Source organism: Pseudoalteromonas rhizosphaerae, assembly GCF_028885455.1.
In the GTDB taxonomy this organism is placed as follows: Bacteria; Pseudomonadota; Gammaproteobacteria; order Enterobacterales; family Alteromonadaceae; genus Pseudoalteromonas; species Pseudoalteromonas rhizosphaerae.
The window spans coordinates 4,846,141-4,867,680 of sequence record NZ_CP118496.1 but is presented as its reverse complement, the minus strand read 5'-3'; the positions used below and the strand labels follow the sequence as shown (position 1 = coordinate 4,867,680).

Genomic DNA, 21,540 nt, shown 5'->3' with positions numbered 1-21,540 from the left:
TTTTTCTGTTAGTCAATATAGCGTCGTAGCGCTATAGATATTTTCCAGCGATGTCTGGGGGCAAAAATGATCAATAAGTATTTAAAAATAGCAGTAGTAATGCTGCTTTCACCTGCGTTTGCAAACGCCAACGAACATAACCATGCACACAATAACGACGTAACACCTTTGGAGTTAATCGTTTATAAAACCCCTACTTGTGGGTGTTGTAAAAAATGGATAACTCATATTGAAGACAAAGGGATCGTTGCGCATTCCAAAGATTTCCGAAACATCGGCAACATCAAAACTAAGTATGGTATCAAACCTAATTACCGTTCATGCCACACGGCAGTGAGTAGAAATGGATTTGCCTTTGAAGGTCATATACCTGCTAAATTTATTCAGCAGTTCTTATCAGAAGAACATCCCAATGCGATTGGGCTTTCAGTTCCAGCAATGCCAGTTGGCTCTCCCGGTATGGAAGTCGATGACCGCTTTATGCCATACAACGTGTTAATTCTATTTAAAGATGGAACGAGCAAAGTCTATGCAAAAGTTAAGACATACGAGGAGCAATTCTAATGAAATTGAACTCTTCAAACCTTACTTCACTTTCAACTGCATTAATACTCGGCTTATCTGTATTCTCAGCTCAAGCTGAGAAAGTAGTGTCGCTTGAACAAGCTATCACCTTAGCTCAGCAAAATGATCCTTGGCTTCATGGTAGCCGATTGAAACAAAGTGCAGTTGAAAATAGAAGTATTGCTTCAGGTACTTTGCCTGATCCGAAAGTATCGCTAGGGATAATGAATTTACCAACAGATACTTGGGATTTAGATCAGGAAGGAATGACTCAGCTAAAGGTTGGCGTCTCTCAAATGTTTCCGAGAGGCGACAGTCTAGAGATCAAGAAAGACCAGTTACAAATTGAGTCCACGAAATTTCCACTGTTACGAGAGGATCGTAAAGCTAAGTTGAAAAGCCAAGTGTCACAACTTTGGTTAGATGCTTACTTAGCCCAACAAACTATTAAATTGATTGAAGATGATTGGTCTCTCTTTGAGCAGATGGCGGAAGTGGCTAAAGCTAGCTATTCAAACGTTGTTGGTAAAACTAGACAGCAAGATGTTATTCGTGCTCAGTTGGAAATCGTGCAGTTAGATGACAGATTAACTTCGCAAAAGCAGAAACTAGAAACGACAATCGCTCGTCTCAATGAGTGGCTTCATATTTACGATGCGGATCGTTTGAATGAATCATTCAACTTTGACGCGCAACCATTAGAGTTTAGCGTCTCAAAAGAATTGCCTTCGATTCAATTGAATAATCCAACAGTCCTAAAAGCATCTAATTACTCAAGAAATCTATTGGCTCAGGAGCTTTCGAATCACCCAGCCATACTTGCGATTGATATAAAACGCAAAGCTTCAGAAAAAGGAATTGAGTTAGCCAAACAGCAATATGAGCCGCAATGGGGTGTTAATGCTAGTTATGCCTATCGCGACAATATGCCCTCTGGTGATAGCCGAGCTGATTTATTTTCTGTTGGGGTAACGTTTGATTTACCCTTGTTTACCGAGAACAGACAAGATAAGCAAGTTGCAGCTTCTATTGCAGATTCAGAGACTATTAAAACCGAGAAACTATTACTGACAAAGCAAATGATCAGTGTTTTAGAAAAAGAACTAAGACAGCTTAAACGCTTATCAGATAGACAATCTATCTATCAAGAACAACTCCTTAAACAAACTCATGACCAAGCAGAAGCGTCATTGACAGCCTACACAAATGATGATGGCGATTTTGCCGAAGTTGTTCGAGCAAGAATTGCCGAATTAAATACCAGAATATCAGCTTTAAGAATTGATGTTGACGCACTTAAAACAGTTGCTCGTATCAACTATTTCTTTGCGCATTCTCAATCTAACTCAAATGCTGAACATAAGTCGATGCAAACTTCACACAAAACTAATCAGCACTTATCCAGTCAGCAATTTGGAGAAAAATAATGTCAACGAATACAAAAACAATTATTGCCATCATCATTGGGGCAGCACTTGGTGCTGGAGCATTGAGTTTATATCAAGGTACTGGCTCAAACAGTAATAGTAATGAAGCAACATCAGGAGAAAAAAAGCCTCTGTATTGGGTTGCACCGATGGATTCTAATTACCGCCGGGACAAGCCCGGTAAGTCGCCTATGGGGATGGATTTAATTCCAGTGTATGAGGAAGGATCATCTGGTGATGACTTTGGCCCCGGAGCAGTAAAAATTGCGCCTCATGTAGTGAATAACCTTGGGGTTCGCACTGCACCTGTTGAACTGAAAAATATGCATACTGAAATCTCAACGGTAGGTTATGTTCAATATGATGAAGATAAGCTAATTCATATCCACCCACGGGTTGATGGCTGGATTGATAAACTTTACATCAAAGCAGCAGGTAACCCTGTAGAGAAAGGGCAGCCTCTTTATACACTGTATTCTCCTCAGTTAGTTAACGCGCAAGAAGAACTTTTAATAGCTTTAAAGCGCAACAATAGTTCTTTAATTTCAGCAGCCAAAGATCGCCTAAAAGCGTTACAGCTTTCAGCAGACTTTGTTCAAAAGCTAGAAAAGACACGAAAGGTTCAGCAAACAATTACCTTTTATTCACCACAAGCAGGTGTTGTCGATGGTTTGAAGGTTAGAGAAGGTTTTTATGTAAAGCCGGGAAACACCTTATTAAGCATTGGCCAGCTAGATCAAGTTTGGGTTGAAGCAGAAGTGTTTGAACGTGACGCAGCCTTAATTAAAAAAGGACTTCCTGTATCAATGACACTGGATTATTTACCCGGTGAGGACTGGGCTGGTGTCGTTGATTATGTTTATCCAACATTGAACAGTAAAACACGCACACTCAGAGTGAGATTGAAATTTGATAACACAGACTATCAATTAAAACCAAATATGTTTGCACAAGTCTCTATTCACGCTAATCAAGCTGATAGCACCATCCTCGTGCCTAAAGAAGCCGTTATTAGAACAGGTAAACAGGACAGAGTAGTACTTGCGTTAGGTGATGGGCAATTTAAATCTATTGAAGTGACTATTGGCCGGGTTGATATCGACAGCATCGAAATATTAGACGGCTTAAATGAAGATGATGTTGTGGTGACATCTGCTCAATTCTTGATTGATTCTGAATCAAGTAAAAGCTCTGACTTTAAACGAATGACTCATGATGAAGTGCCTAACTCTGTTTGGATGCAAGGGGATGTTAATAGTGTTATGGCAGGGCACCGCATGGTTAATATTTCACATGGCCCTGCTGAAGCTTGGGATTGGCCTGAAATGGTTATGGATTTTACTGTGGCTGAAAAAGTCGATATTGACTCATTAAAGTCAGGTCAATCTTTGCACTTTGAAGTGAGCAAAACCGAAGAGGGTGGATATGAAGTTACTGGAATTCATATCATGAGTGAGCCTGCTGATATGAGTGAAGAAGTATCATCAGCAACAGTATCAGGTTTAATTAATGCGATTGATATTGATACACGGATTCTAAATATTAGCCGAGGCCCAATAGAGAAGTGGGATAGACCTGCTGCGACGATGGATTTTATCGTCGCGGACAATATAGAAATAGTTGATTTCAATGTTGGTGATAATGTCACTTTCACTTTTGAGGTTAGGGATGACTTAGTTATCACTGACATTTCTCTTGAATCAGATGAACAACACGGCAAGGAAAATAAGCCGGTCGTTGATCACTCGAATCATTAAGTTGGGAGAAAAATAATGATTGAATCAATTATTAGATGGTCAATTGGCAATCGCTTCTTTGTTATCTTAGCTACCTTAATTTTGATTGGTGGTGGGCTATTTTCAATAAAGAATACGCCTGTTGATGCACTACCAGATTTATCTGACGTTCAAGTAATAATTAAAACGAATTACCCCGGTCAGGCACCGCAAGTTGTTCAAGATCAGGTTACTTATCCACTGACAACTGCAATGTTGTCTGTTCCCGGCGCTGTTACTGTTCGTGGCTATTCATTTTTTGGTGACTCATTTGTTTACGTCATCTTTGACGAAGACACTGACTTATATTGGGCAAGGAGCAGAGTACTTGAATATTTAAGTCAAGTAGCCCCTTCACTACCCGCTAGTGCGCGTCCACAACTAGGGCCAGATGCGACAGGTGTTGGCTGGGTTTACCTATATTCTCTTGTAGATAAAACGGGCAACTTGGATATTAGCCAATTGCGTAGTATTCAAGATTGGTTCTTAAAATATGAATTGCAAACTGTCCCCGGAGTGTCAGAGGTTGCTGCCGTTGGTGGAATGGTTAAACAATATCAAATACAAGTCGATCCCGATAAGTTAAGAGCCTACGGTATACCACTTAGTCACATTCAAATGGCCCTTAAGCGTGGTAACCAAGAAACAGGTGCCTCTGTTGTTGAAATGGCTGAAGCAGAGTACATGGTTACCGCTACTGGCTATATCAAAAGTATTTCAGATATAGAGTTGATCCCTCTCGGTGTGAACGAACAAGGAACGCCGCTTACTATTGGCGATGTGGCAGAAGTTAACTTAGGTCCACAAATGAGACGGGGCATCGCGGAACTTAATGGTGAAGGAGAAGTTGTTGGTGGTGTGGTTGTTATGCGCTTTGGTGAAAACGCACAAAAAACCATTGATGGAGTAAAAGCCAAATTAGAAGAGTTAAAAAAAGGTTTACCCGAAGGAGTTGAAATAGTTACGGTTTATGATCGCTCTGGCTTAATAGGAGAGGCGGTAGAAAACCTATGGAGTAAATTGCTCGAAGAGCTTGCTGTCGTCGCGATTGTATGTGTTGCATTTCTGTTTCATTTGCGATCTTCGATTGTTGCAGTTGTCACTCTACCTATTGGCATCTTAGCTTCATTTATCATCATGCATATGCAAGGTATCAATGCGAATATTATGTCATTAGGTGGTATCGCTATTGCAATTGGTGCGATGACAGATGGCGCAATAGTGATGATTGAAAATATGCATAAACATATGGAAAAGACACCGCTAACAGATGAAAATCGTTGGCAAATAGTCTCAAAGGCGGCAAGTGAAGTCGGTCCTGCATTATTCTTTAGTTTGCTCATCATTACAGTCTCATTCTTGCCTGTATTTATTTTGGAAGCGCAAGAAGGAAGAATGTTCTCTCCTCTTGCTTACACAAAAACATATGCAATGGCTGCATCAGCAGGCTTAGCGATAACATTGGTGCCTGTATTAATGGGGTACTTTATTCGAGGCAAAATTGTTTCAGAAAAGAAAAATCCGTTAAACCGATTGCTAATTGCTATTTACATGCCTGTTTTAAAGCAAGTAATGAAGTTTCCAAAATCGACAATTGTAGCAGCAATATTAGTGACTATCGTCGGTTTTTGGCCTGTTGATAAGATTGGTAGCGAGTTTATTCCTCCTCTAGATGAAGGAGATTTAATGTACATGCCGACTACATATCCGGGGATCTCTATTGGTAAGGCAAGAGAAATTCTACAGCAGACAGACAAGCTAATTAAAACAGTGCCAGAAGTTGAAACAGTATTTGGTAAAGTAGGAAGAGCTGAAACTGCAACTGATCCCGCGCCTCTAACTATGATTGAGACCTTCATTCAGTTGAAGCCTCAAGAAGAGTGGCGTGAGGGAGTTACAACAGAATCTTTAAAAGCTGAGTTTGATAAGTTGGTTAAGTTTCCGGGCTTGACGAATGCTTGGGTTATGCCAATCAAAACTCGTATTGATATGTTGGCAACAGGTATTAAAACGCCTGTGGGTATTAAAGTCGCCGGACCAGAGCTTGATGTGATTCAGGAAATCGGCCAACAAATAGAGCAAATTTTACCCGAAGTTACAGGCACAGCATCAGTTTACTCAGAGCGAGTTGCAGGTGGACGATATATCAAGGTTGATATTTCACGCGATAAGGCAAGTCGCTTTGGGTTAAACATCGAAGATGTTCAACAAGTGGTTTCTACAGCTATTGGTGGTATGAACGTTACCCAAACGGTAGAAGGTCAAGAGCGTTACCCTGTTAACTTACGCTATCCGCAAGACTATCGAGACTCTCCTGAGCAGCTATCACGATTACCTGTTGTAACACCAAGTGGTCAACGCATTGCACTAGGTGATGTCGCAGATATTCGAGTTGAGAACGGTCCGCCGGGGATTAAGAGTGAAAATGCTCGTTTAAATGGCTGGACGTTTATCGATATAGACGGTGTTGACGTAGGTACTTATGTTGAAAGTGCAAAAATACACTTGGCTAATAATCTAAAACTACCAGCAGGTTATTCAATTACTTGGGCTGGGCAATACGAATATATGGAAAGAGCGAAAGAAAAGCTCACCTATGTATTGCCTTTAACACTCGCCATTATTGTTATTCTACTTTACTTAAACTTCAGAGCGTTTAGTGAGGTGGCTATCATTATCGTTACCTTGCCGATGGCGATGATTGGTGGCTTATGGTTGATGTATCTGGAAGGGTTTAACTTCTCTGTGGCTGTTGGCGTGGGCTTTATTGCTCTAGCTGGGGTAGCGGTTGAGATTGGTGTGATAATGTTGGTCTATCTCAATCAGGCACTTGCTGAGCTTAAGGAAAAAGCGAAAGAGCGAGCAGAACTCATCTCAGAAGATGAATATCAAGATGCCTTATTGCACGGTGCTGGATTACGTGTTCGTCCTGTAATGATGACAGTAGCGACAATCATTATCGGCCTAATGCCTATTTTATATGGTACAGGAACAGGCTCTGAGGTAATGAGTCGTATTGCTGCACCAATGGTAGGTGGGATGACAAGTGCAGTCCTGCTAACTCTAATTGTTTTACCCGCGATTTATTCAATCGTTAAAAAGCCCGAAGTAAACGCCTTTAACAAGGAACTTTCTAACTCGGAGCTAAAAAACAATGCTTAGAAAAGCTAGGAAGTACCATAAATGGCTAATGGCATTTGTAGGGATACAATTCCTTTTCTGGTCGATTACTGGTGTGTATATGGTGACTATGGATATTCACTATATACACGGCGAAACCTTGGCTAAGAGTGAGGAAGCCAAAATAGATTTAGCAAGTATGGATTACTCCATTGTAAAGCTAGCTGCGGATTATCCTAAAGCTAGCCAAGTTACACTTACTCAAAGTATGGGCCGTCCTTTGTATTCTTTTATTAATGGAGAAAATGGAAAAGTAGCAATAGATGCTAAAACTGGAGCTGTTCAGGCCCTTGTAGATGAAACCAAGGCTAAAGAAATCGCACAATACCATTATGTGCTGAATCATCAAATCGACAGCATAAGGTTGATTAAGTCAGCGACAAACTTGCCTGCTGAGTTGTCCCCAAGGCATTTACCTGTTTGGAGAGTGACGTTTGAGCAATTCTCCACACCGACATTTTATATAAGTCAACAAACAGGATCACTTGTTGCCAAGCGTCATGATTACTGGCGATTGTTTGATTGGATGTGGCGGTTCCACATTATGGATTACTATGATGGAGAAAACGTATCTAACTGGTTTTTGTTCTTGGTCGCAACTCTAGGTCTAATGGGAGCAATTACTGGCGCAGTATTGACTTATTACCGAGTGCTTTCCCCAAATAAAAAGAGAGTCATTTGATGCGACTATTTAAGTTAAATACAACGATACACAAGTGGCTTTCTTTATTTGTTGGTTTACAACTGCTTATTTGGTTGGGAACGGGCCTTTACTTCAATTTGATGGATCACAGTAAAGCCAGTGGTAATGAACTTAGAGTTCATTCTCATCATGAAGGTAGCATTACAGGCTTTGACCTATTCCCTATTAAAGACATTACTAGTAATGCTCCGCAGGAAGTAAACCTTATATGGGTTTTACATCAGCCTTACTATCATTTTGTGTTCGATAAGGGGCAGCATAGCTATCAAGAACGCCACTCAAAGCTATTTGATGCTGTAACAGGAAAGCCATTTAATTTGTCTGAAGAACAAGTACTAACTTTGGCAAAAAACTCCTACTCAGGACAGGGTAAGTTAACTACTCCAGTGTTATCTCAACCTCCGTTTTCTGATCACGTAAGGCAGCAAAATCCTATGTGGCAAGTTGCCGTTGAGGATGAGAACAATACAACTATTTATTTAGATAGTATTACAGGTCAAGTACTTCGCCATGCCAATGATGATTTCAGATTGAAAGATCTGATGATGAAGCTTCACTTTATGGACTATGGCAATTCTGGAGGATTTAACCATTGGTTGATCATTGCATTTGCTTTTGCAACGCTATTCCTTTCAATTACTGGTGTTACTTGGCTGATACAACAGTATCGAAGTGGTTTACTGAAGCTAGGTTGGGGCACTAACAGGCAAAAAGTGGCAGTGACGTTTTCCAATGAAAATACTATTACTGACATCTCAGCAGTTGGTCGCTCAACTGTACTAGAAGGGCTAGCTAGTTCACATGTATACCTTCCTTCAGGTTGCGGTGGTGGCGGTACTTGTGGCAAATGCGTGTTCTTAAGTTCAACTAAATTACCTATCACACTATCTGAACAGGAACATTTATCTCAGGAGCAACTTAAGGAAGGTTATCGGCTTGGATGTCAGCATAGGTTCTCTGAAATTAGTTCGATTGAAGTTAATACTGATCGCAATATTGAAAATCATGAGCTAGTTGTGGTTGCGACTAATTTCATTACTCCTTTTATCAAGGAAGTGAAATTTAAGCTGAAATCAGGCAAACAGTTGGCATTTAAAGCTGGTGCATATATGCAATTTCATGTGCCAGCAGGGATGAATAGCTTACGTCCAGATGATATGCCAGAGTGCTATGAAAAATACTGGGATAGCTACTATCATGGAAAATTTTCTCATAACGGTGTAACTCGCCACTACTCATTAGTTAACTTTGACGAGGAGTCTGATGAGTTAATGTTTAATATCCGTTGGCAGACCGCAAAGAATGGTTTTAAAGCAGGAATAGGTTCAAGTTATTTAGGTTCACTCCAAGTAGGTGAAACGATAACTGCAAAAGGCCCTTTTTCTGATTTTTATGCCACTTCAAATAAAAAAGTTAGTCGCGTGTTTATTGGTGCGGGTTCAGGACTTGCACCACTGAGGTCTATTATTTTTGAACAGTTGAAAAAGCATAAAGATAAAAGTGGTTTGACTCTTATCTATGGTGCGCGAACTGAAGATGACTTGCTATACCATAATGAATTGAAGTCACTGAGTGAGAAGCATAAAAACTTCTCTTATATTCCTACTCTTTCTAATCCTTCAGAAGAATGGCAAGGGCACTCAGGCTATGTTCAAAAAGTACTTCTGCCGTATATGAACCAAAAATCAGAACTGCTTTTGGCTGAGTTTTACTTGTGCGGTCCAGAAGCAATGATGAGTGAAGTGGAAAAAATAATTACAGATGCTGGGATTCCAAGTAATCAAATTTTCAAAGATAAATTTAGTCGTTAATCCATTAAATAAATAGAGGTAAATATGAAAAAACTAATTAAATTTTTAACCGTAATCAGTGTCGTTTTTAGTAGTGCGGTATTTGCGCATGTGCATCTTGAAAAAAGTGTGCCTGCTGATAATGCAATGCTAATGAATCCTCCAGAAGAGTTAACTTTGGTGTTCACCAAAGAGGTACGTGTTGTAAAAGTTTCATTGGCCAATAAACAAGGCGAAGAATTTAAATTTGGATTCGAGCCTTCTAAAGTCGCTACTAGCAAATTTACATGGAAACTACCTAAATTAGCTCCTGCAAACTATACTGTGGATGTAACCTTCTTAGGTAACGATGGTCATAAAATGAAACATAGCTTCGGCTTTATGGTTCACTAAAATAGGCGGTGTGATTGATATGGAAATGTATATCTGGAATACAGTCATTGTACTGTCAAAAATTGTATTTTACGTCGGCTTTGCCTGTATTGCAGGTTATACATTTTTCAGGCAAATATTTGAGAATAATGAATCTCATACTAATACTGTAATAGCGAATTTAACGTGGACAAGAACTTATATAGTTATGGCTTTGATCGCTAATATTACTTGGTTCTTTGCCAGTACTGGTGCAATGGCAGAAGAGGGAATTCAGGGGGCGATAGACGCTGATATATTGGCTATTATGTGGGACTCCTCTGTCGGCACTGGAGCTTTGCTTCGAGCGCTTGGGCTAGTTACCGCAATAATCGCTTTAGCTTTAAGGTTCAAACTCGCTGTGAACTCGTACTTAAAACAAAGCGCTTTAATGTTGAGTTTATTAATCCTTGCATACTCATTCACGTTACTGGGTCATATTTCTGAGTTAGGCACAATTGAAAAAGGCTTGCTTATTTTGCATGTGCTCGTTATGGCATGGTGGTTTGGGGCGTTATTGCCACTAAAACAGGCTTGCCATCAGCTAAGTTATGCAGAACTTCATTTGCTGATGGAAAGCTTTGGCAAACAAGCAAGTTTTACATTGAGCCTATTGTTGGTAGCAGGCCTCTGGCTCGTGATTCAATTGGTCGGAAGTCTTGATGCACTAATAAGCTCAAGTTACGGACAAACACTGTTGTTTAAATTGGCCCTTGTAGTGTCTATTTTGGCACTTGCTGCTAAACATAAACTAATACTCGTTCCACAACTTAAAAATAGTCAAGGCAGAGAGGCTTTATCTAAATCTATCTCGATAGAAATGGTAGTAGCTTTTGCCATTTTATCTGTAACTGCTGGGCTTACTAGTGTTGTTGGTCCTGCAAATTAAAACCTAAAAGAGAAAAAGAAAATGAAAACAATAAATATCCTACTCGTTTTATTAATGACGTTTAGTTTCGCAGCAAACGCTCATGGTGATAAGAATAAAGACAAAGGATTGTTTAAAGGTGTAGATACACCAGCCGCAAAAGTTGTTTTGGCATTTCATCAAGCACTTGAAACTGGCAATCAAAAACAGGCTAGAGCGCAGTTAGCGGATGATGTCACCATTTTCGAGGGAGGCCGCGTTGAAAGGAGCGCTGATGAATATGCTCATCATCATATGTTGTCGGATATGAAGTATTTAGCAGCGATGAAGAGCGACACACTTGAACATCAAGTGACGATACTTGGAAATACCGCTATCTCTGCGTCGCGTAGTCAAACTACAGGTACTCATAAAGGTGTTGAACGCGATTATCAAGGCATGGAAACGATGGTGCTGGAAAAACAAAATGGTGAATGGAAGATTAAGCACATTCATTGGTCACATTAATTTATTGGTTAAATAACGGAGTACAAAATGAGAATTAAAAATCCATTACATCAAGTTTCTACGCCACGTAGACGCTTTGTACAAGGTGTAATTGCTGGCGGTGTATTAGCTGCTTTTCCAAGTGTTCTTCATGCAGCTTCATCTTTGATTGCTGGAACTTCAACAGGTACTGCGCCCGAACTAAGTGGAGAAGTAATAGATTTAGTGATAGATGAGTCACCCGTAAACTTCACAGGTGTTGTAAGAATGGCTACAACAATCAATGGCTCAATACCAGCTCCTACCTTGCGCCTCAGAGAAGGTGATGACGTTACTATCAGGGTAACTAATAAATTATCAGTGCCGAGTTCAATTCATTGGCATGGGATCATTCTTCCGTATCAAATGGATGGCGTACCGGGTATTAGCTTTAAAGGTATAATGCCGGGTGAAACCTTTGTTTATAAATTTAAGCTGCAACAAAGCGGCACATATTGGTATCACTCACACAGTGGCTTTCAAGAAATGACAGGTATGTACGGCGCATTAATTATTGAGCCAAGAGAAAAGGATATTATTAGTGCTGACAATGAGCATGTCATCCAATTGTCTGATTGGACTGATGATGACCCAATGGATTTGTTCCGCAAGTTAAAAGTACAAAGCGATGTATTTAACTTTAATCAACCTACTGTTCCAGAGTTTTTTGATGACATTTCAAATAGCAGCGTTTCAAATGCGCTACAACGCCGGGAAATGTGGAATAAAATGAGAATGAACCCTACAGATCTTGCAGACTTATCAGCATCTGCAATGACTTTTTTAATGAATGGTTGTGCGCCTTTGACAAACTGGCGTGGAATGTTTAAAGCTGGCGAAAAGGTTAGGCTTAGATTTATTAACGGTTCTAGCAATACGTTTTTTGATGTAAGAATACCTGAGCTGAAGTTAACAGTTGTACAAGCTGATGGACAAAATGTTGAACCTGTGACAGTAGATGAATTTAGATTTGGTCCCGGTGAAACTTATGATGTACTTGTCGAGCCAAAAAATGATGCATATACGATTTTTGCACAAAGCATGGATCGCTCAGGTTATGCTAAAGGTACTTTATCAATGGCACCTAATATTGATGCACCAGTACCTGCTCTAGATCCCGTTGAATGGTTAACGATGACAGATATGATGGGGAATATGGCCCAAGGTGGTGAGCATTCCGCGATGGCAGGTATGGCAGACATGTCGGGCATGAATTCTAATAAAATGGATCATAGTGCAATGGGTCATGGAGCGATGGCAATGGATCATAGTAAACATGGAATGACTAAAAACCCATTAGCTGTTGCTAGCACTAAAGTGCGTCATGCAAAAACAGAGTATGGAGCTTCTGTTGATATGCGTGTTGATATGCCTAGAACAAACCTTGATGATCCCGGTATAGGTTTACGTAAAAATGGACGCCGTGTTTTAACACTTGCAGATTTACATTCTCTTGAGGGAATTACAAACCAGCAAGAGCCAGAGGCTGAAATTGAATTACATTTAACTGGAAACATGGAGCGTTATAGCTGGTCATTTGATGGCTTGGAATTTGGAAAAAGCACGCCAGTTCACATGAAGCATAATCAACGTTTAAGAGTTATTTTACAAAACGATACAATGATGACACATCCCATGCACCTGCATGGTATGTGGAGCGATTTGGAGAATGAAAAAGGTGATGTACAGGTTCGTCGCCATACTATCCCTGTACAACCAGCGCAAAGAATTAGTTTTTTAACAACACCTCATGACGTAGGTCGCTGGGCATGGCATTGCCATTTATTATTCCACATGGATGCAGGTATGTTTAGAGAGGTAGTTGTATCATGAAAAAATTAATACTAACCAATACGTTAAGACTATTATTAATAGGTTTGCCCCTTATAAGTGTATCTGTATCTGCAAAAGATGAGATGACTGAGATGGGTGATTCTAAAATGCAAGCACAAGGTGGAGATGCACCTAAAGATGCTAGAGACCCCCATGCTTATGCAGCAGGTACAACTTTGACTGAAGGTCCTTATGCACTCAGTAGCGACAAACGACTGACTTTGGCAGATGAGCATTCATTTTACGCGCTACTAGGGGATCGTCTTGAATATAATGAGCAAACAAACGCAGGTGTTTTTGACTTTCAGGCATGGTATGGCACTACTTTTGACAGGTTAGTCATAAAAACCGAGGGTGATTTTAGCAAAGGAAATCTAGAGGAGAACCAAACAGATATTTTATGGGGCCATGCTGTTTCAACATATTGGGATACACAAGCAGGGATTCGGTTTGATTACAATAAAGACGGTGAAAACCGACAGTGGCTAGCTTTTGGCCTTAGGGGGCTTGCTCCATATTGGTTTGATCTCGACATGACTGGCTACTTGGGCGAAAAAGGCAATACAGCACTATCGCTTAGAGCGGAATATGAGCTATTACTCACACAAAAGTTAATTGTTCAACCACGTGCAGAGTTAACGCTTTACGGTAAGGACGACGTCCAAAATAACCTTGGTAGTGGTTTATCGAGCAGTACTATTGGTTTTCGGGTTCGTTATGAGTTTACCCGCCAGTTTGCTCCCTATGTTGGCGTTGAGTGGACAAATAAATTTGGTAATACAGCCGACTTTGCGAAGTTAAATGGGCAAAGTACTCGTGATACTGCTTTTGTTGCAGGTATCAAGTTCTGGCTCTGATGTGAAGAAATACTATATTGACTTGATGAGAGCTACCGCAACTATATTGATGGTAGCTTTCGTTTTTTGGGATTTAAACCATTTTAGTTATGTTAGGAAAGGCCTAGCTAATAGTTTTTTTGGAAAGAACTAAGAGCAGTAATAGTAAGCTACTTCTTATTTTCAGTCGGTGCCAGTCTGGTGTATACCGGAATATCAGCTAAGAAGTAAAGTTGGCGAATGGTTAAGGTTAAAGAGTCAAGGCAAAAAACATCGCCATTGAAAGACGTACAATAGGCCATTTTATCACTTTTGATGAACGGGAATTGGGTGTGCCCGGGATAGAACCGATTGTTGCAAAGTACTGCGCTTAAAGCTGAACAATTGGAAAAATGATCCCTTACTCAATACCTAGTTATGAGCGTAGGGTTTTTATTTCTTTTAATGGTGCTCATGCTTGGCTTCAATCTCATGAGTATAAATTAGACACCCCTTTATACTTGTGAAGTTTAAGCTGTTTAAAAAAGTAAAAAGTAAAAAGTAAAAAGTTTAGGTTTTAGTTCAAAGGTTGATCAAGATCATAAAATTATTTTTATAAAGTGGCTAATATTGTAGGTGCTAAAGAAGGAATGATAATGTTTGGACTTTTCAGGTGGTTTAAAATAGTGATAATAACTGTGTTGCTTACGCAGCATAGTTTTGCTATTGCTAAACCAATGAATTGTGAAGAGCATCATAATGGCTCATCCGACACGCATATTATACAACCAAGCAAAAATATGCATCATCAATCAATGATTGACAATAGTCACTATCACACTGAAAATTCGCAAGACTCTAAACACCTTCATGGTGATGAAGACTGTGAAAAATGTAAAGCTGGTGATTGTGTTTGTTGTGAAGGCGGTTTTTGTACAAGCTTTCATTTAAATGCCTATCTTGTGGAAGCGCAAGACGAAGGTATTTGCAATATTCATTCTGAGCTAATTCTACAGCGTATACCCCTACCAAAATCTGGTATCCATCTCTTACTTTATCGTCCACCAATTATTGGCTAATCACGGGATCAGTGCGCCTTTTTTTCGCCACTCCCATCAAAATAGAATGATTTTTTCATTGGTTTAAATAACCAATTGTTTTGAACGATTAGTACGATATTTGGAAAGGCATTATGAAAATGCTCAAACTATTGCTATTTACAGTACTTAATGCTGTCGATTTTGACCGAGATTTCTCTTTTACCAAAAAATTAGTTTTTAGCTTTTGCATTATTAATCACGAATAATCACTTGACCTGTGTCTTAGACACAGGTCTAAGCTGTAGGTGAGATTACAAACTTAGGTGAAGAACTAAGGAGTGAACATGAAAGTTGCAGAGCTGGCAAAAAGCCTTGGAACGACTGCTGATACGGTGCGCTATTACACCAGATTAGGATTGTTAAAACCAGCTAAGTCAGTGAACGGCTACAAGTCATACTCGAATAAAGAAGTATCGAGACTTAAATTCATTTTAAGTGCCAGAAACCTTGGTTTTTCCGTTGCAGATATCAAGGAAATTATTAATGAATCTGAAGATGGTAAAAGTGCGTGCCCATTAGTCAGAAGCCTGATCAAAGAGCGGCTTGAAGAAACAGAAAAGCAGTTTCAAGCAATGTTGGCACTTCGAGGAAAAATGTCTTCTGCGCTTTCTCAATGGGAAGAAATGGAAGACAAAGCACCGACTGCAAACATGGTTTGTCATCTCATCGAAAACTTTGAGCAAATTAAAAAAGCATAGGAGGAAAAAGGGTGGCTACTAACACAAATATAAAAACTGAATCAGGCTGTTGCTGTAAGGCAAAAGCTCAATCCTCTTCGTGTAAAAGTAAGGAGAATACGTTGGAGAAAGTATCACATAACCAACAGCTTATCATTGAAGGCGCTGGGTGTGCTAGCTGTGTAGGCAAAATTGAAGGGGCGTTGAAGGCAACTCTTGGAGTCGTCAGTGCGGAAATGAATTTTGCTGATAGGACAGTAACAGTTTATGGGACAGCTAAAACAGAAGAATTGATCAAAGCTGTTGAGTCAGTGGGGTATAACGCGAAGCCAATTGATGATAGCTCAGCAACAGATGCGCTTGATGAGAAAGAGGCGGCGGATTGGGCATATTACAAAAAGCTAATGCGCGATACGTTTATTGCCCTTTCACTCGGCGTTCCTTTGATGATCTACAGCATTGTAGTTGGAGAAATGACAGTTGAAACAAACCTTGAACGCATGTCTTGGCTGGTTGTCGGTATTTTAACTTTTGGTGTTATGTATTTTTCAGGTAAGCATTTTTATGTTGGCGCTTGGAAAAGCTTTAAAAACCACTCCGCTAATATGGACACACTAATAGCTTTGGGAACAGGTACAGCTTGGGTGTACTCAATGGTTGTTGTGTTTGCACCTGACGCCGTTCCATTGATGGCTCGGCATGTTTATTTTGAAGCGACCGCCATGATCATTGGCTTGATTGATTTAGGTTTAGCATTAGAAATAAAAGCCAGAGGTAAAACCTCTGAGGCCATTAAACGTCTTATCGGCTTGCAGGCCAAAACGGCAACCGTGGTTCGTGATAGCAAAGAAGTTCAGATTGGTATTGAGCAGGTTTTACTTAACGATATTGTAAAGGTAAAACCGGGCGAAAAAATTCCCGTCGATGGTGTGGTATTGGAAGGGCACACCTCTATTGATGAGTCCATGCTGACAGGCGAGCCTATGCCTGTTGAAAAAGCCGAAGAAGATGAGGTTGTCGCTGGTACTTTGAACAAATCAGGCATGATTATGTTTAAAGCCACACGTGTTGGAAAAGACACGGCGCTTGCGCAAATCATCAATATGGTGAAACGAGCACAAAATTCTAAACCGCCGATTGGCCGCTTGGCTGATGTTATTTCAGCTTTTTTCGTTCCTGTTGTCATGATCATCTCTGTGTTAAGTGCGCTAGCATGGCTTAACTTTGGACCTGAGCCAGCAATTGCTTTTGCCATCGTATCAGCAACTACTGTACTCATTATTGCCTGCCCATGTGCTTTGGGCTTGGCAACGCCCATGTCTGTCATGGTCGGAGTAGGAAAGGCCGCAGAAGCAGGCGTGCTAATTCGCAACGGTGAAGCACTGCAAACCGCCTCTAAAATCACTGCCATGATTTTAGATAAAACGGGCACTATTACTGAAGGGGCACCTAAGGTAACCGATATTGTTTTAGCAAAAGCTACGGACGAAAAAGACGTACTACAGCTTGCTGCAAGTTTAGAGAGCGGCTCAGAGCACCCTTTAGCGCAAGCGATTGTTGAAAGTGCGTTAGATAAGGATATTGAGTTACTAAAAATTGAAGCGTTTAACGCCATTACGGGTTTTGGTGTAGAAGCAAACTGCAACAATAAAGCCCTGCTTTTCGGAAACGATAAACTAATGAAGTTAAAAGGCATAGACCTCACAGGCTTTGTTGAACAAGCGCAGTCTTTAGCCAAAGAAGCCAAAACACCTATGTACTTTGCTGTAGATGGTGAACTTGCAGCAATCATTGCTGTTGCAGATCCTATCAAGTCAGACTCAATCTCTGCTATCAAACGACTTCAGGCTAATGGTATACGCGTCATCATGTTAACGGGTGATAACAAGGAAACCGCTGCTGCTGTTGCCAAAAAAGCGGGTATTAGTGAGTTTCTTGCTGAAGTGCTGCCAGAAGATAAAGCCAACAAGGTGAAAGAGCTACAAGAAGGCGGCGAAATTGTTGGTATGACAGGAGATGGCATCAACGATGCTCCTGCGCTAGCGTTAGCCGATGTTGGCTTCGCCATAGGCACAGGGACTGATGTAGCTATCGAAAGTGCTGACATTACCCTAATGCGTGGTTCACTTCATGGCCTAGCTGATGCCATAGCGGTAAGCAAAGCTACTTTACGAAATATAAAACAAAACTTGTTTGGCGCGTTTGTCTATAACGTAGCCGGGATTCCTTTTGCTGCGGGGGTTCTATATCCCTTCTTTGGCATTCTGCTTAGCCCTGTAATTGCAGGTGCTGCAATGGCGTTTTCGTCATTGACTGTAGTGTCAAATGCAAATCGACTTCGCTTGTTTAAAGCAAAAGAGCATTAAGGAGAAACACGATGATGTTAATTAACTTATTAGGCTTAGTGTTAATCGCACTGATTGTTTGGTGGTTTTGGCTATACAAACCCAATAAAACAATTGTTCAAGGTAATGAAGTACTCATTGAAGTGAGGGATGGCGTGTATTCACCATCCTCAATCCAAGTGTCTGCTAGTCAACCTGTCACTCTGAAGTTTATGCGCAAAGATCAATCCCCCTGCGCTGAAACAATGCTTATTCCTTCATTGGATATAAGCGAACAGCTTAAATTAAATGAAATTACTCAAATTACCCTATTGAACTTATCACCGGGAGAGCATGAGTTTCACTGTCAGATGCAAATGTATCGCGGTGTCTTAAAAGTCGTTTAGGAGGGCAATATGAAAAATCAACACCCTAATTTTTGGTCAACACCTACAGGCTGGGCTGCACTGGCACTTATTGCCGCAGTGACCTACTTCTTAGTGCTTGAGCATGGTCAACATATGCTGCAATTTCTTCCCTACTTGATTTTATTGCTATGCCCCTTGATGCACGTATTTATGCATGGCAGTCATGGTAAACATGGTCACGATCATTCACATGCGCCTGATGAAAAAAAGGAAGAGAGCTTTCAAGAACTCACGGATAAAAATGCAGCCTATCGCGATGGCTACATACAAGGGTTAGAAAAGGCACGTAAGGAATCACATAAAAAGGAGAGCAGTGATGAATGAAACATATGATTATGACTTATGGTCAATGGTGATACTGAACTCAGCAATTTTTATCTTTTTTGCCTTTAGTTTTGTCAAACCAAAAACATCAACTGATTGGAGAAGTCTAAGCGCGTTCTCTGCCTTTATTGTTGCCCTATTTACTGAAATGTATGGCTTTCCTTTAACTATCTATTTTCTGTCGGGGTGGCTGACGGAGACCTATCCAGAAGTAAATTTCTTTGCGCATGAAAATGGGCATTTATTACATACTTTCTTTGGATTTCAAGGTGATGCCCATTGGGACCCATTTCATATAGTGAGTATGGTGTTAATTGTTGCAGGTTTCTTTATGTTGTCTTCAGCATGGAATGTATTGCATCACGCGCAAAAACATCATCAATTGGCTACAACTGGATGGTATGCAAGGTGTCGCCACCCACAGTATGTAGCTTTCATTCTAATCATGTTCGGCTTTTTATTGCAGTGGCCGACAATCCCAACACTTGCGATGTTTCCGATCTTAGTCGTTGTTTACGTCAAGCTAGCGAAACGCGAAGAAGCACAAGCGATTGCTGAGTTTGGTTCGGAGTACCACAGGTATATGGAATCGACACCAAGTTGGATCCCAAATTTTAATAAAAGTGTAGAAGGTAAAAATCATGAAAACGTTAACTAAATCAATTTTATTTATTAGTTCACTACTTATAACCACTAGCTCATTTGCCCAAAACAATGAGCATAAGCATGAAGGTGCGAACAAAGCTGATATGCATCAAGGCATGGCAATACCACATGAGAACATGGGAGAAATGCACAAAAAGATGATGGAAATGAAAAAGGAAGTCCATGCCATTAAAACTGAAAAAGATCCTGAAAAGCAACAGCAGATGATGGTTGAACATCACCGTTCAATGATGAAGATGATGCAATCCATGCACAAAAACATGGAAGAAATGCCAATGCATCAACAAATCAAGATGGCTGAACATCATTTAGAAATGATGGGGAACATGATGCCGCAGATGAACCGTAAAATGGAAGAAATGAAAGATAGCAATCAACAGCATTCACACAAACATTAGGAGAAAAATTATGAGCGATTTAAATCATAGAGTTGGCGTTAAAGAGCAAAATTTAGTTGTTCGAAACCTAAAGCTTAGCAATGTCACAGAAGAAAGCTGTGACGAGTTAGTAAAAGAAATAGATCAGCTTTTTGGTATAGATGAAGTTAGTTACAACATCAAAGAAGGTGAAATACACCTTGCCTATGATGCCGCAAACGTAAGCCTTGATGGGATTGAGGAGGTAATCCGTAAGTATGGCGCAGATGTTCATGATGATTGGTGGACACATACTAAAGAAAGTTACTATAAATTTGTTGATCAGAACATCAAAGATAACTCTGTTCATAAGCCTTGGAGTTGTCATCAAGCACCTTCGGGGGCTGGCCGGAAAAACAAATGAATTCATAAAAAAGTGTATAGATAATTAGTTAGTCAAATGAGGTAACAGTGATGAAAACACCCTATATAAAAGCTCTTTTATTGCTTACATTCGGTTTATATTTAGTGGGTTGTTCCAATACCACTTTTTATCATAAATACATGATGAGAGGTCAGGTAGTAGAAAGTTCTGATAATCGAACTCTAATCTGTATTGGTGCTAAGCATGGCGCAGAGGTTGGGCAAAAATACAGTGTTATTAGATTCCATGAAAGAATAGTATTGAGTGAAGGTGAAGATCCCTACACTATCGAAAAGGTAGGAACGGTACAAATTACTAAAATTGTGAATGATCATTTCGCAACTGTAAAGCTAGTGTCTGGTGACATTGCAGCGAAAGATATGGTGGAACTTGAAAACTAATAAAGTGGTGGCGAAAGCCACCACAAGAGCATAACAATAAAACTTAATGAAAAAACTTTAGTGTTATTTTGTACAACCTTTGAGATTGTTTGCTCAGTTCTGGTTATCTTGATGCCAGTACGACAGAAAAAATGTTACATATGAATTAGAAAGGTGTGGGCTGGCATCCTAGGTCTAATCTTAACAGTTAAGGGGCCGCCGAATAGAGCTATACCTTTACATCAGCAGCATAATCAATGCTCCCGCGATCATAAATAAGTTTTCAGATAGCGATACAAATCCAAGTGGCACACTGCTATCGCCGCCTACACAGGCACACTTTAACTGGCGTTTGTCGATGTAAACGGCTTTGAAAACTGAAATTGCTCCAACTGTGCCGATAAACAATGAAAATGGTGCCACTGCGAGAGGCTGTAGTTGGGCAACCATACCAATACCTGCATATGCTTCAATGAAGGGATAAATATAACCATATCTTATCCATCTCATCGCTAGTAAATCATAAGTAATAAACGAATTTGTGAAACTGTATAGGTCTTTCAGTTTTTGCACCGCTAAGAGCGTCATTGAAAAAGCTATAAATAGCATCAGTGTTCTGATGGAGATAAATGAGCCGGAAGCAAAATGTTGAGATGCGACAGCAAGAAGTGCAGCTATCGAGAAAATGGCTACAACGGGCGTGTAGGTTGTGCCAGTTTGACCTGCTTCATCTTTACCAAAATACTCTCTTAAGTCATCGTATCCTCCGACACGCTTTCCTTCAATAAAGGTTTGTGGCGTAGTTTTGACATCATGCTTAGCTTTGAAGTCATCAGCTTGTTGTCTTGACGTGAGCTTATGATCTTCTACATCATACCCTTGCCTCTCCAGCAAATCTTTCGACCTTAAACCATAGGGGCAGATATGTTCGTCAGTGACCATTCTGTACAGGGTAGCTGTCTTAGTCATC

21 protein-coding genes are annotated in these 21,540 nt (G+C 40.2%); 20 read left to right on the top strand and 1 reads right to left on the bottom strand.

The features are described 5' to 3' along the window. Positions 1-66 precede the first annotated feature (66 nt). The 20 genes from PVK79_RS21085 to PVK79_RS20990 all read left to right on the top strand — a co-directional run bounded on the left by PVK79_RS21085 (position 67) and on the right by PVK79_RS20990 (position 20,591). A complete protein-coding gene (locus PVK79_RS21085) occupies positions 67-564 on the top strand; it encodes a DUF411 domain-containing protein (protein WP_004589252.1) in 498 nt (165 codons plus the stop codon). After that, positions 564-1,991, top strand: coding sequence for a TolC family protein (locus PVK79_RS21080; RefSeq protein WP_004589253.1), 1,428 nt, complete (start codon positions 564-566; stop codon positions 1,989-1,991). The genes PVK79_RS21085 and PVK79_RS21080 overlap by 1 nt, the downstream gene beginning before the upstream one ends. Next, positions 1,991-3,748, top strand: a complete 1,758-nt coding sequence (locus PVK79_RS21075) for an efflux RND transporter periplasmic adaptor subunit (RefSeq protein WP_076923063.1) — start codon at positions 1,991-1,993, stop codon at positions 3,746-3,748. The genes PVK79_RS21080 and PVK79_RS21075 overlap by 1 nt, the downstream gene beginning before the upstream one ends. A gap of 15 nt (positions 3,749-3,763) precedes the next feature. Continuing rightward, positions 3,764-6,928 (top strand): efflux RND transporter permease subunit, encoded by a 3,165-nt coding sequence (locus PVK79_RS21070; RefSeq protein WP_076923062.1) that lies wholly within the window; start codon positions 3,764-3,766, stop codon positions 6,926-6,928. After that, the gene (locus tag PVK79_RS21065; RefSeq protein ID WP_008109638.1) at positions 6,921-7,628 is read left to right on the top strand and encodes a hypothetical protein; all 708 of its coding nucleotides are present in this window, start codon (positions 6,921-6,923) and stop codon (positions 7,626-7,628) included. Before PVK79_RS21070 ends, PVK79_RS21065 begins: the two co-directional genes overlap by 8 nt. Beyond that, positions 7,628-9,460 carry a 2Fe-2S iron-sulfur cluster-binding protein gene (locus PVK79_RS21060; RefSeq protein WP_138611622.1) on the top strand — a complete coding sequence of 611 codons (1,833 nt, stop codon included), beginning with the start codon at positions 7,628-7,630 and terminating at the stop codon, positions 9,458-9,460. Before PVK79_RS21065 ends, PVK79_RS21060 begins: the two co-directional genes overlap by 1 nt. A gap of 24 nt (positions 9,461-9,484) precedes the next feature. Continuing rightward, positions 9,485-9,832 (top strand): copper resistance CopC family protein, encoded by a 348-nt coding sequence (locus PVK79_RS21055; RefSeq protein WP_008132134.1) that lies wholly within the window; start codon positions 9,485-9,487, stop codon positions 9,830-9,832. Between the two features lie 19 nt (positions 9,833-9,851). After that, the gene (locus tag PVK79_RS21050; RefSeq protein ID WP_016899202.1) at positions 9,852-10,739 is read left to right on the top strand and encodes a copper resistance D family protein; all 888 of its coding nucleotides are present in this window, start codon (positions 9,852-9,854) and stop codon (positions 10,737-10,739) included. A gap of 21 nt (positions 10,740-10,760) precedes the next feature. Continuing rightward, positions 10,761-11,225, top strand: coding sequence for a YybH family protein (locus PVK79_RS21045; RefSeq protein WP_257324587.1), 465 nt, complete (start codon positions 10,761-10,763; stop codon positions 11,223-11,225). 27 nt (positions 11,226-11,252) lie between these two features. Further along, positions 11,253-13,076, top strand: coding sequence for a copper resistance system multicopper oxidase (locus PVK79_RS21040; RefSeq protein WP_257324585.1), 1,824 nt, complete (start codon positions 11,253-11,255; stop codon positions 13,074-13,076). After that, complete coding sequence (locus PVK79_RS21035; RefSeq protein WP_016899204.1) at positions 13,073-13,933, top strand: copper resistance protein B; 861 nt, start codon at positions 13,073-13,075, stop codon at positions 13,931-13,933. Before PVK79_RS21040 ends, PVK79_RS21035 begins: the two co-directional genes overlap by 4 nt. A gap of 614 nt (positions 13,934-14,547) precedes the next feature. Continuing rightward, positions 14,548-14,970, top strand: coding sequence for a hypothetical protein (locus PVK79_RS21030; RefSeq protein WP_016899206.1), 423 nt, complete (start codon positions 14,548-14,550; stop codon positions 14,968-14,970). A gap of 305 nt (positions 14,971-15,275) precedes the next feature. Further along, entirely contained in the window at positions 15,276-15,689 is a 414-nt protein-coding gene (locus tag PVK79_RS21025; protein ID WP_016708244.1) for a MerR family transcriptional regulator, read from the top strand. A gap of 101 nt (positions 15,690-15,790) precedes the next feature. Beyond that, positions 15,791-18,034, top strand: coding sequence for a heavy metal translocating P-type ATPase (locus PVK79_RS21020; protein ID WP_257324581.1), 2,244 nt, complete (start codon positions 15,791-15,793; stop codon positions 18,032-18,034). 11 nt (positions 18,035-18,045) lie between these two features. Continuing rightward, positions 18,046-18,399: a cupredoxin domain-containing protein gene (locus PVK79_RS21015; protein WP_134057859.1), complete on the top strand. Its 354-nt coding sequence runs from the start codon at positions 18,046-18,048 to the stop codon at positions 18,397-18,399. A 9-nt stretch (positions 18,400-18,408) separates the two neighbouring features. Beyond that, positions 18,409-18,744, top strand: a complete 336-nt coding sequence (locus PVK79_RS21010) for a DUF2933 domain-containing protein (protein ID WP_008467859.1) — start codon at positions 18,409-18,411, stop codon at positions 18,742-18,744. Continuing rightward, complete coding sequence (locus PVK79_RS21005; protein WP_010558024.1) at positions 18,737-19,402, top strand: methyltransferase family protein; 666 nt, start codon at positions 18,737-18,739, stop codon at positions 19,400-19,402. The genes PVK79_RS21010 and PVK79_RS21005 overlap by 8 nt, the downstream gene beginning before the upstream one ends. Next, the gene (locus PVK79_RS21000) at positions 19,386-19,808 is read left to right on the top strand and encodes a hypothetical protein (protein ID WP_008467863.1); all 423 of its coding nucleotides are present in this window, start codon (positions 19,386-19,388) and stop codon (positions 19,806-19,808) included. The genes PVK79_RS21005 and PVK79_RS21000 overlap by 17 nt, the downstream gene beginning before the upstream one ends. A gap of 10 nt (positions 19,809-19,818) precedes the next feature. After that, entirely contained in the window at positions 19,819-20,190 is a 372-nt protein-coding gene (locus tag PVK79_RS20995; RefSeq protein WP_008467865.1) for a hypothetical protein, read from the top strand. A gap of 50 nt (positions 20,191-20,240) precedes the next feature. Further along, entirely contained in the window at positions 20,241-20,591 is a 351-nt protein-coding gene (locus tag PVK79_RS20990; protein WP_004589646.1) for a hypothetical protein, read from the top strand. 216 nt (positions 20,592-20,807) lie between these two features. On the opposite strand, the gene PVK79_RS20985 is transcribed toward PVK79_RS20990, so the two are convergent. Continuing rightward, on the bottom strand, positions 20,808-21,539 hold the full coding sequence (locus tag PVK79_RS20985; protein ID WP_008109669.1) for a MauE/DoxX family redox-associated membrane protein: 732 nt from the start codon (positions 21,537-21,539) through the stop codon (positions 20,808-20,810). Position 21,540: the final 1 nt, after the last annotated feature.

Coding starts and splice junctions, on each gene's coding strand:
- PVK79_RS21085 (WP_004589252.1), top strand. CDS start 67: ATGATCAATAAGTATTTAAAAATAGCAGTAGTAATGCTGCTTTCACCT.
- PVK79_RS21080 (WP_004589253.1), top strand. CDS start 564: ATGAAATTGAACTCTTCAAACCTTACTTCACTTTCAACTGCATTAATA.
- PVK79_RS21075 (WP_076923063.1), top strand. CDS start 1,991: ATGTCAACGAATACAAAAACAATTATTGCCATCATCATTGGGGCAGCA.
- PVK79_RS21070 (WP_076923062.1), top strand. CDS start 3,764: ATGATTGAATCAATTATTAGATGGTCAATTGGCAATCGCTTCTTTGTT.
- PVK79_RS21065 (WP_008109638.1), top strand. CDS start 6,921: ATGCTTAGAAAAGCTAGGAAGTACCATAAATGGCTAATGGCATTTGTA.
- PVK79_RS21060 (WP_138611622.1), top strand. CDS start 7,628: ATGCGACTATTTAAGTTAAATACAACGATACACAAGTGGCTTTCTTTA.
- PVK79_RS21055 (WP_008132134.1), top strand. CDS start 9,485: ATGAAAAAACTAATTAAATTTTTAACCGTAATCAGTGTCGTTTTTAGT.
- PVK79_RS21050 (WP_016899202.1), top strand. CDS start 9,852: ATGGAAATGTATATCTGGAATACAGTCATTGTACTGTCAAAAATTGTA.
- PVK79_RS21045 (WP_257324587.1), top strand. CDS start 10,761: ATGAAAACAATAAATATCCTACTCGTTTTATTAATGACGTTTAGTTTC.
- PVK79_RS21040 (WP_257324585.1), top strand. CDS start 11,253: ATGAGAATTAAAAATCCATTACATCAAGTTTCTACGCCACGTAGACGC.
- PVK79_RS21035 (WP_016899204.1), top strand. CDS start 13,073: ATGAAAAAATTAATACTAACCAATACGTTAAGACTATTATTAATAGGT.
- PVK79_RS21030 (WP_016899206.1), top strand. CDS start 14,548: ATGTTTGGACTTTTCAGGTGGTTTAAAATAGTGATAATAACTGTGTTG.
- PVK79_RS21025 (WP_016708244.1), top strand. CDS start 15,276: ATGAAAGTTGCAGAGCTGGCAAAAAGCCTTGGAACGACTGCTGATACG.
- PVK79_RS21015 (WP_134057859.1), top strand. CDS start 18,046: ATGATGTTAATTAACTTATTAGGCTTAGTGTTAATCGCACTGATTGTT.
- PVK79_RS21010 (WP_008467859.1), top strand. CDS start 18,409: ATGAAAAATCAACACCCTAATTTTTGGTCAACACCTACAGGCTGGGCT.
- PVK79_RS21005 (WP_010558024.1), top strand. CDS start 18,737: ATGAATGAAACATATGATTATGACTTATGGTCAATGGTGATACTGAAC.
- PVK79_RS21000 (WP_008467863.1), top strand. CDS start 19,386: ATGAAAACGTTAACTAAATCAATTTTATTTATTAGTTCACTACTTATA.
- PVK79_RS20995 (WP_008467865.1), top strand. CDS start 19,819: ATGAGCGATTTAAATCATAGAGTTGGCGTTAAAGAGCAAAATTTAGTT.
- PVK79_RS20990 (WP_004589646.1), top strand. CDS start 20,241: ATGAAAACACCCTATATAAAAGCTCTTTTATTGCTTACATTCGGTTTA.
- PVK79_RS20985 (WP_008109669.1), bottom strand. CDS start 21,539: ATGACTAAGACAGCTACCCTGTACAGAATGGTCACTGACGAACATATC.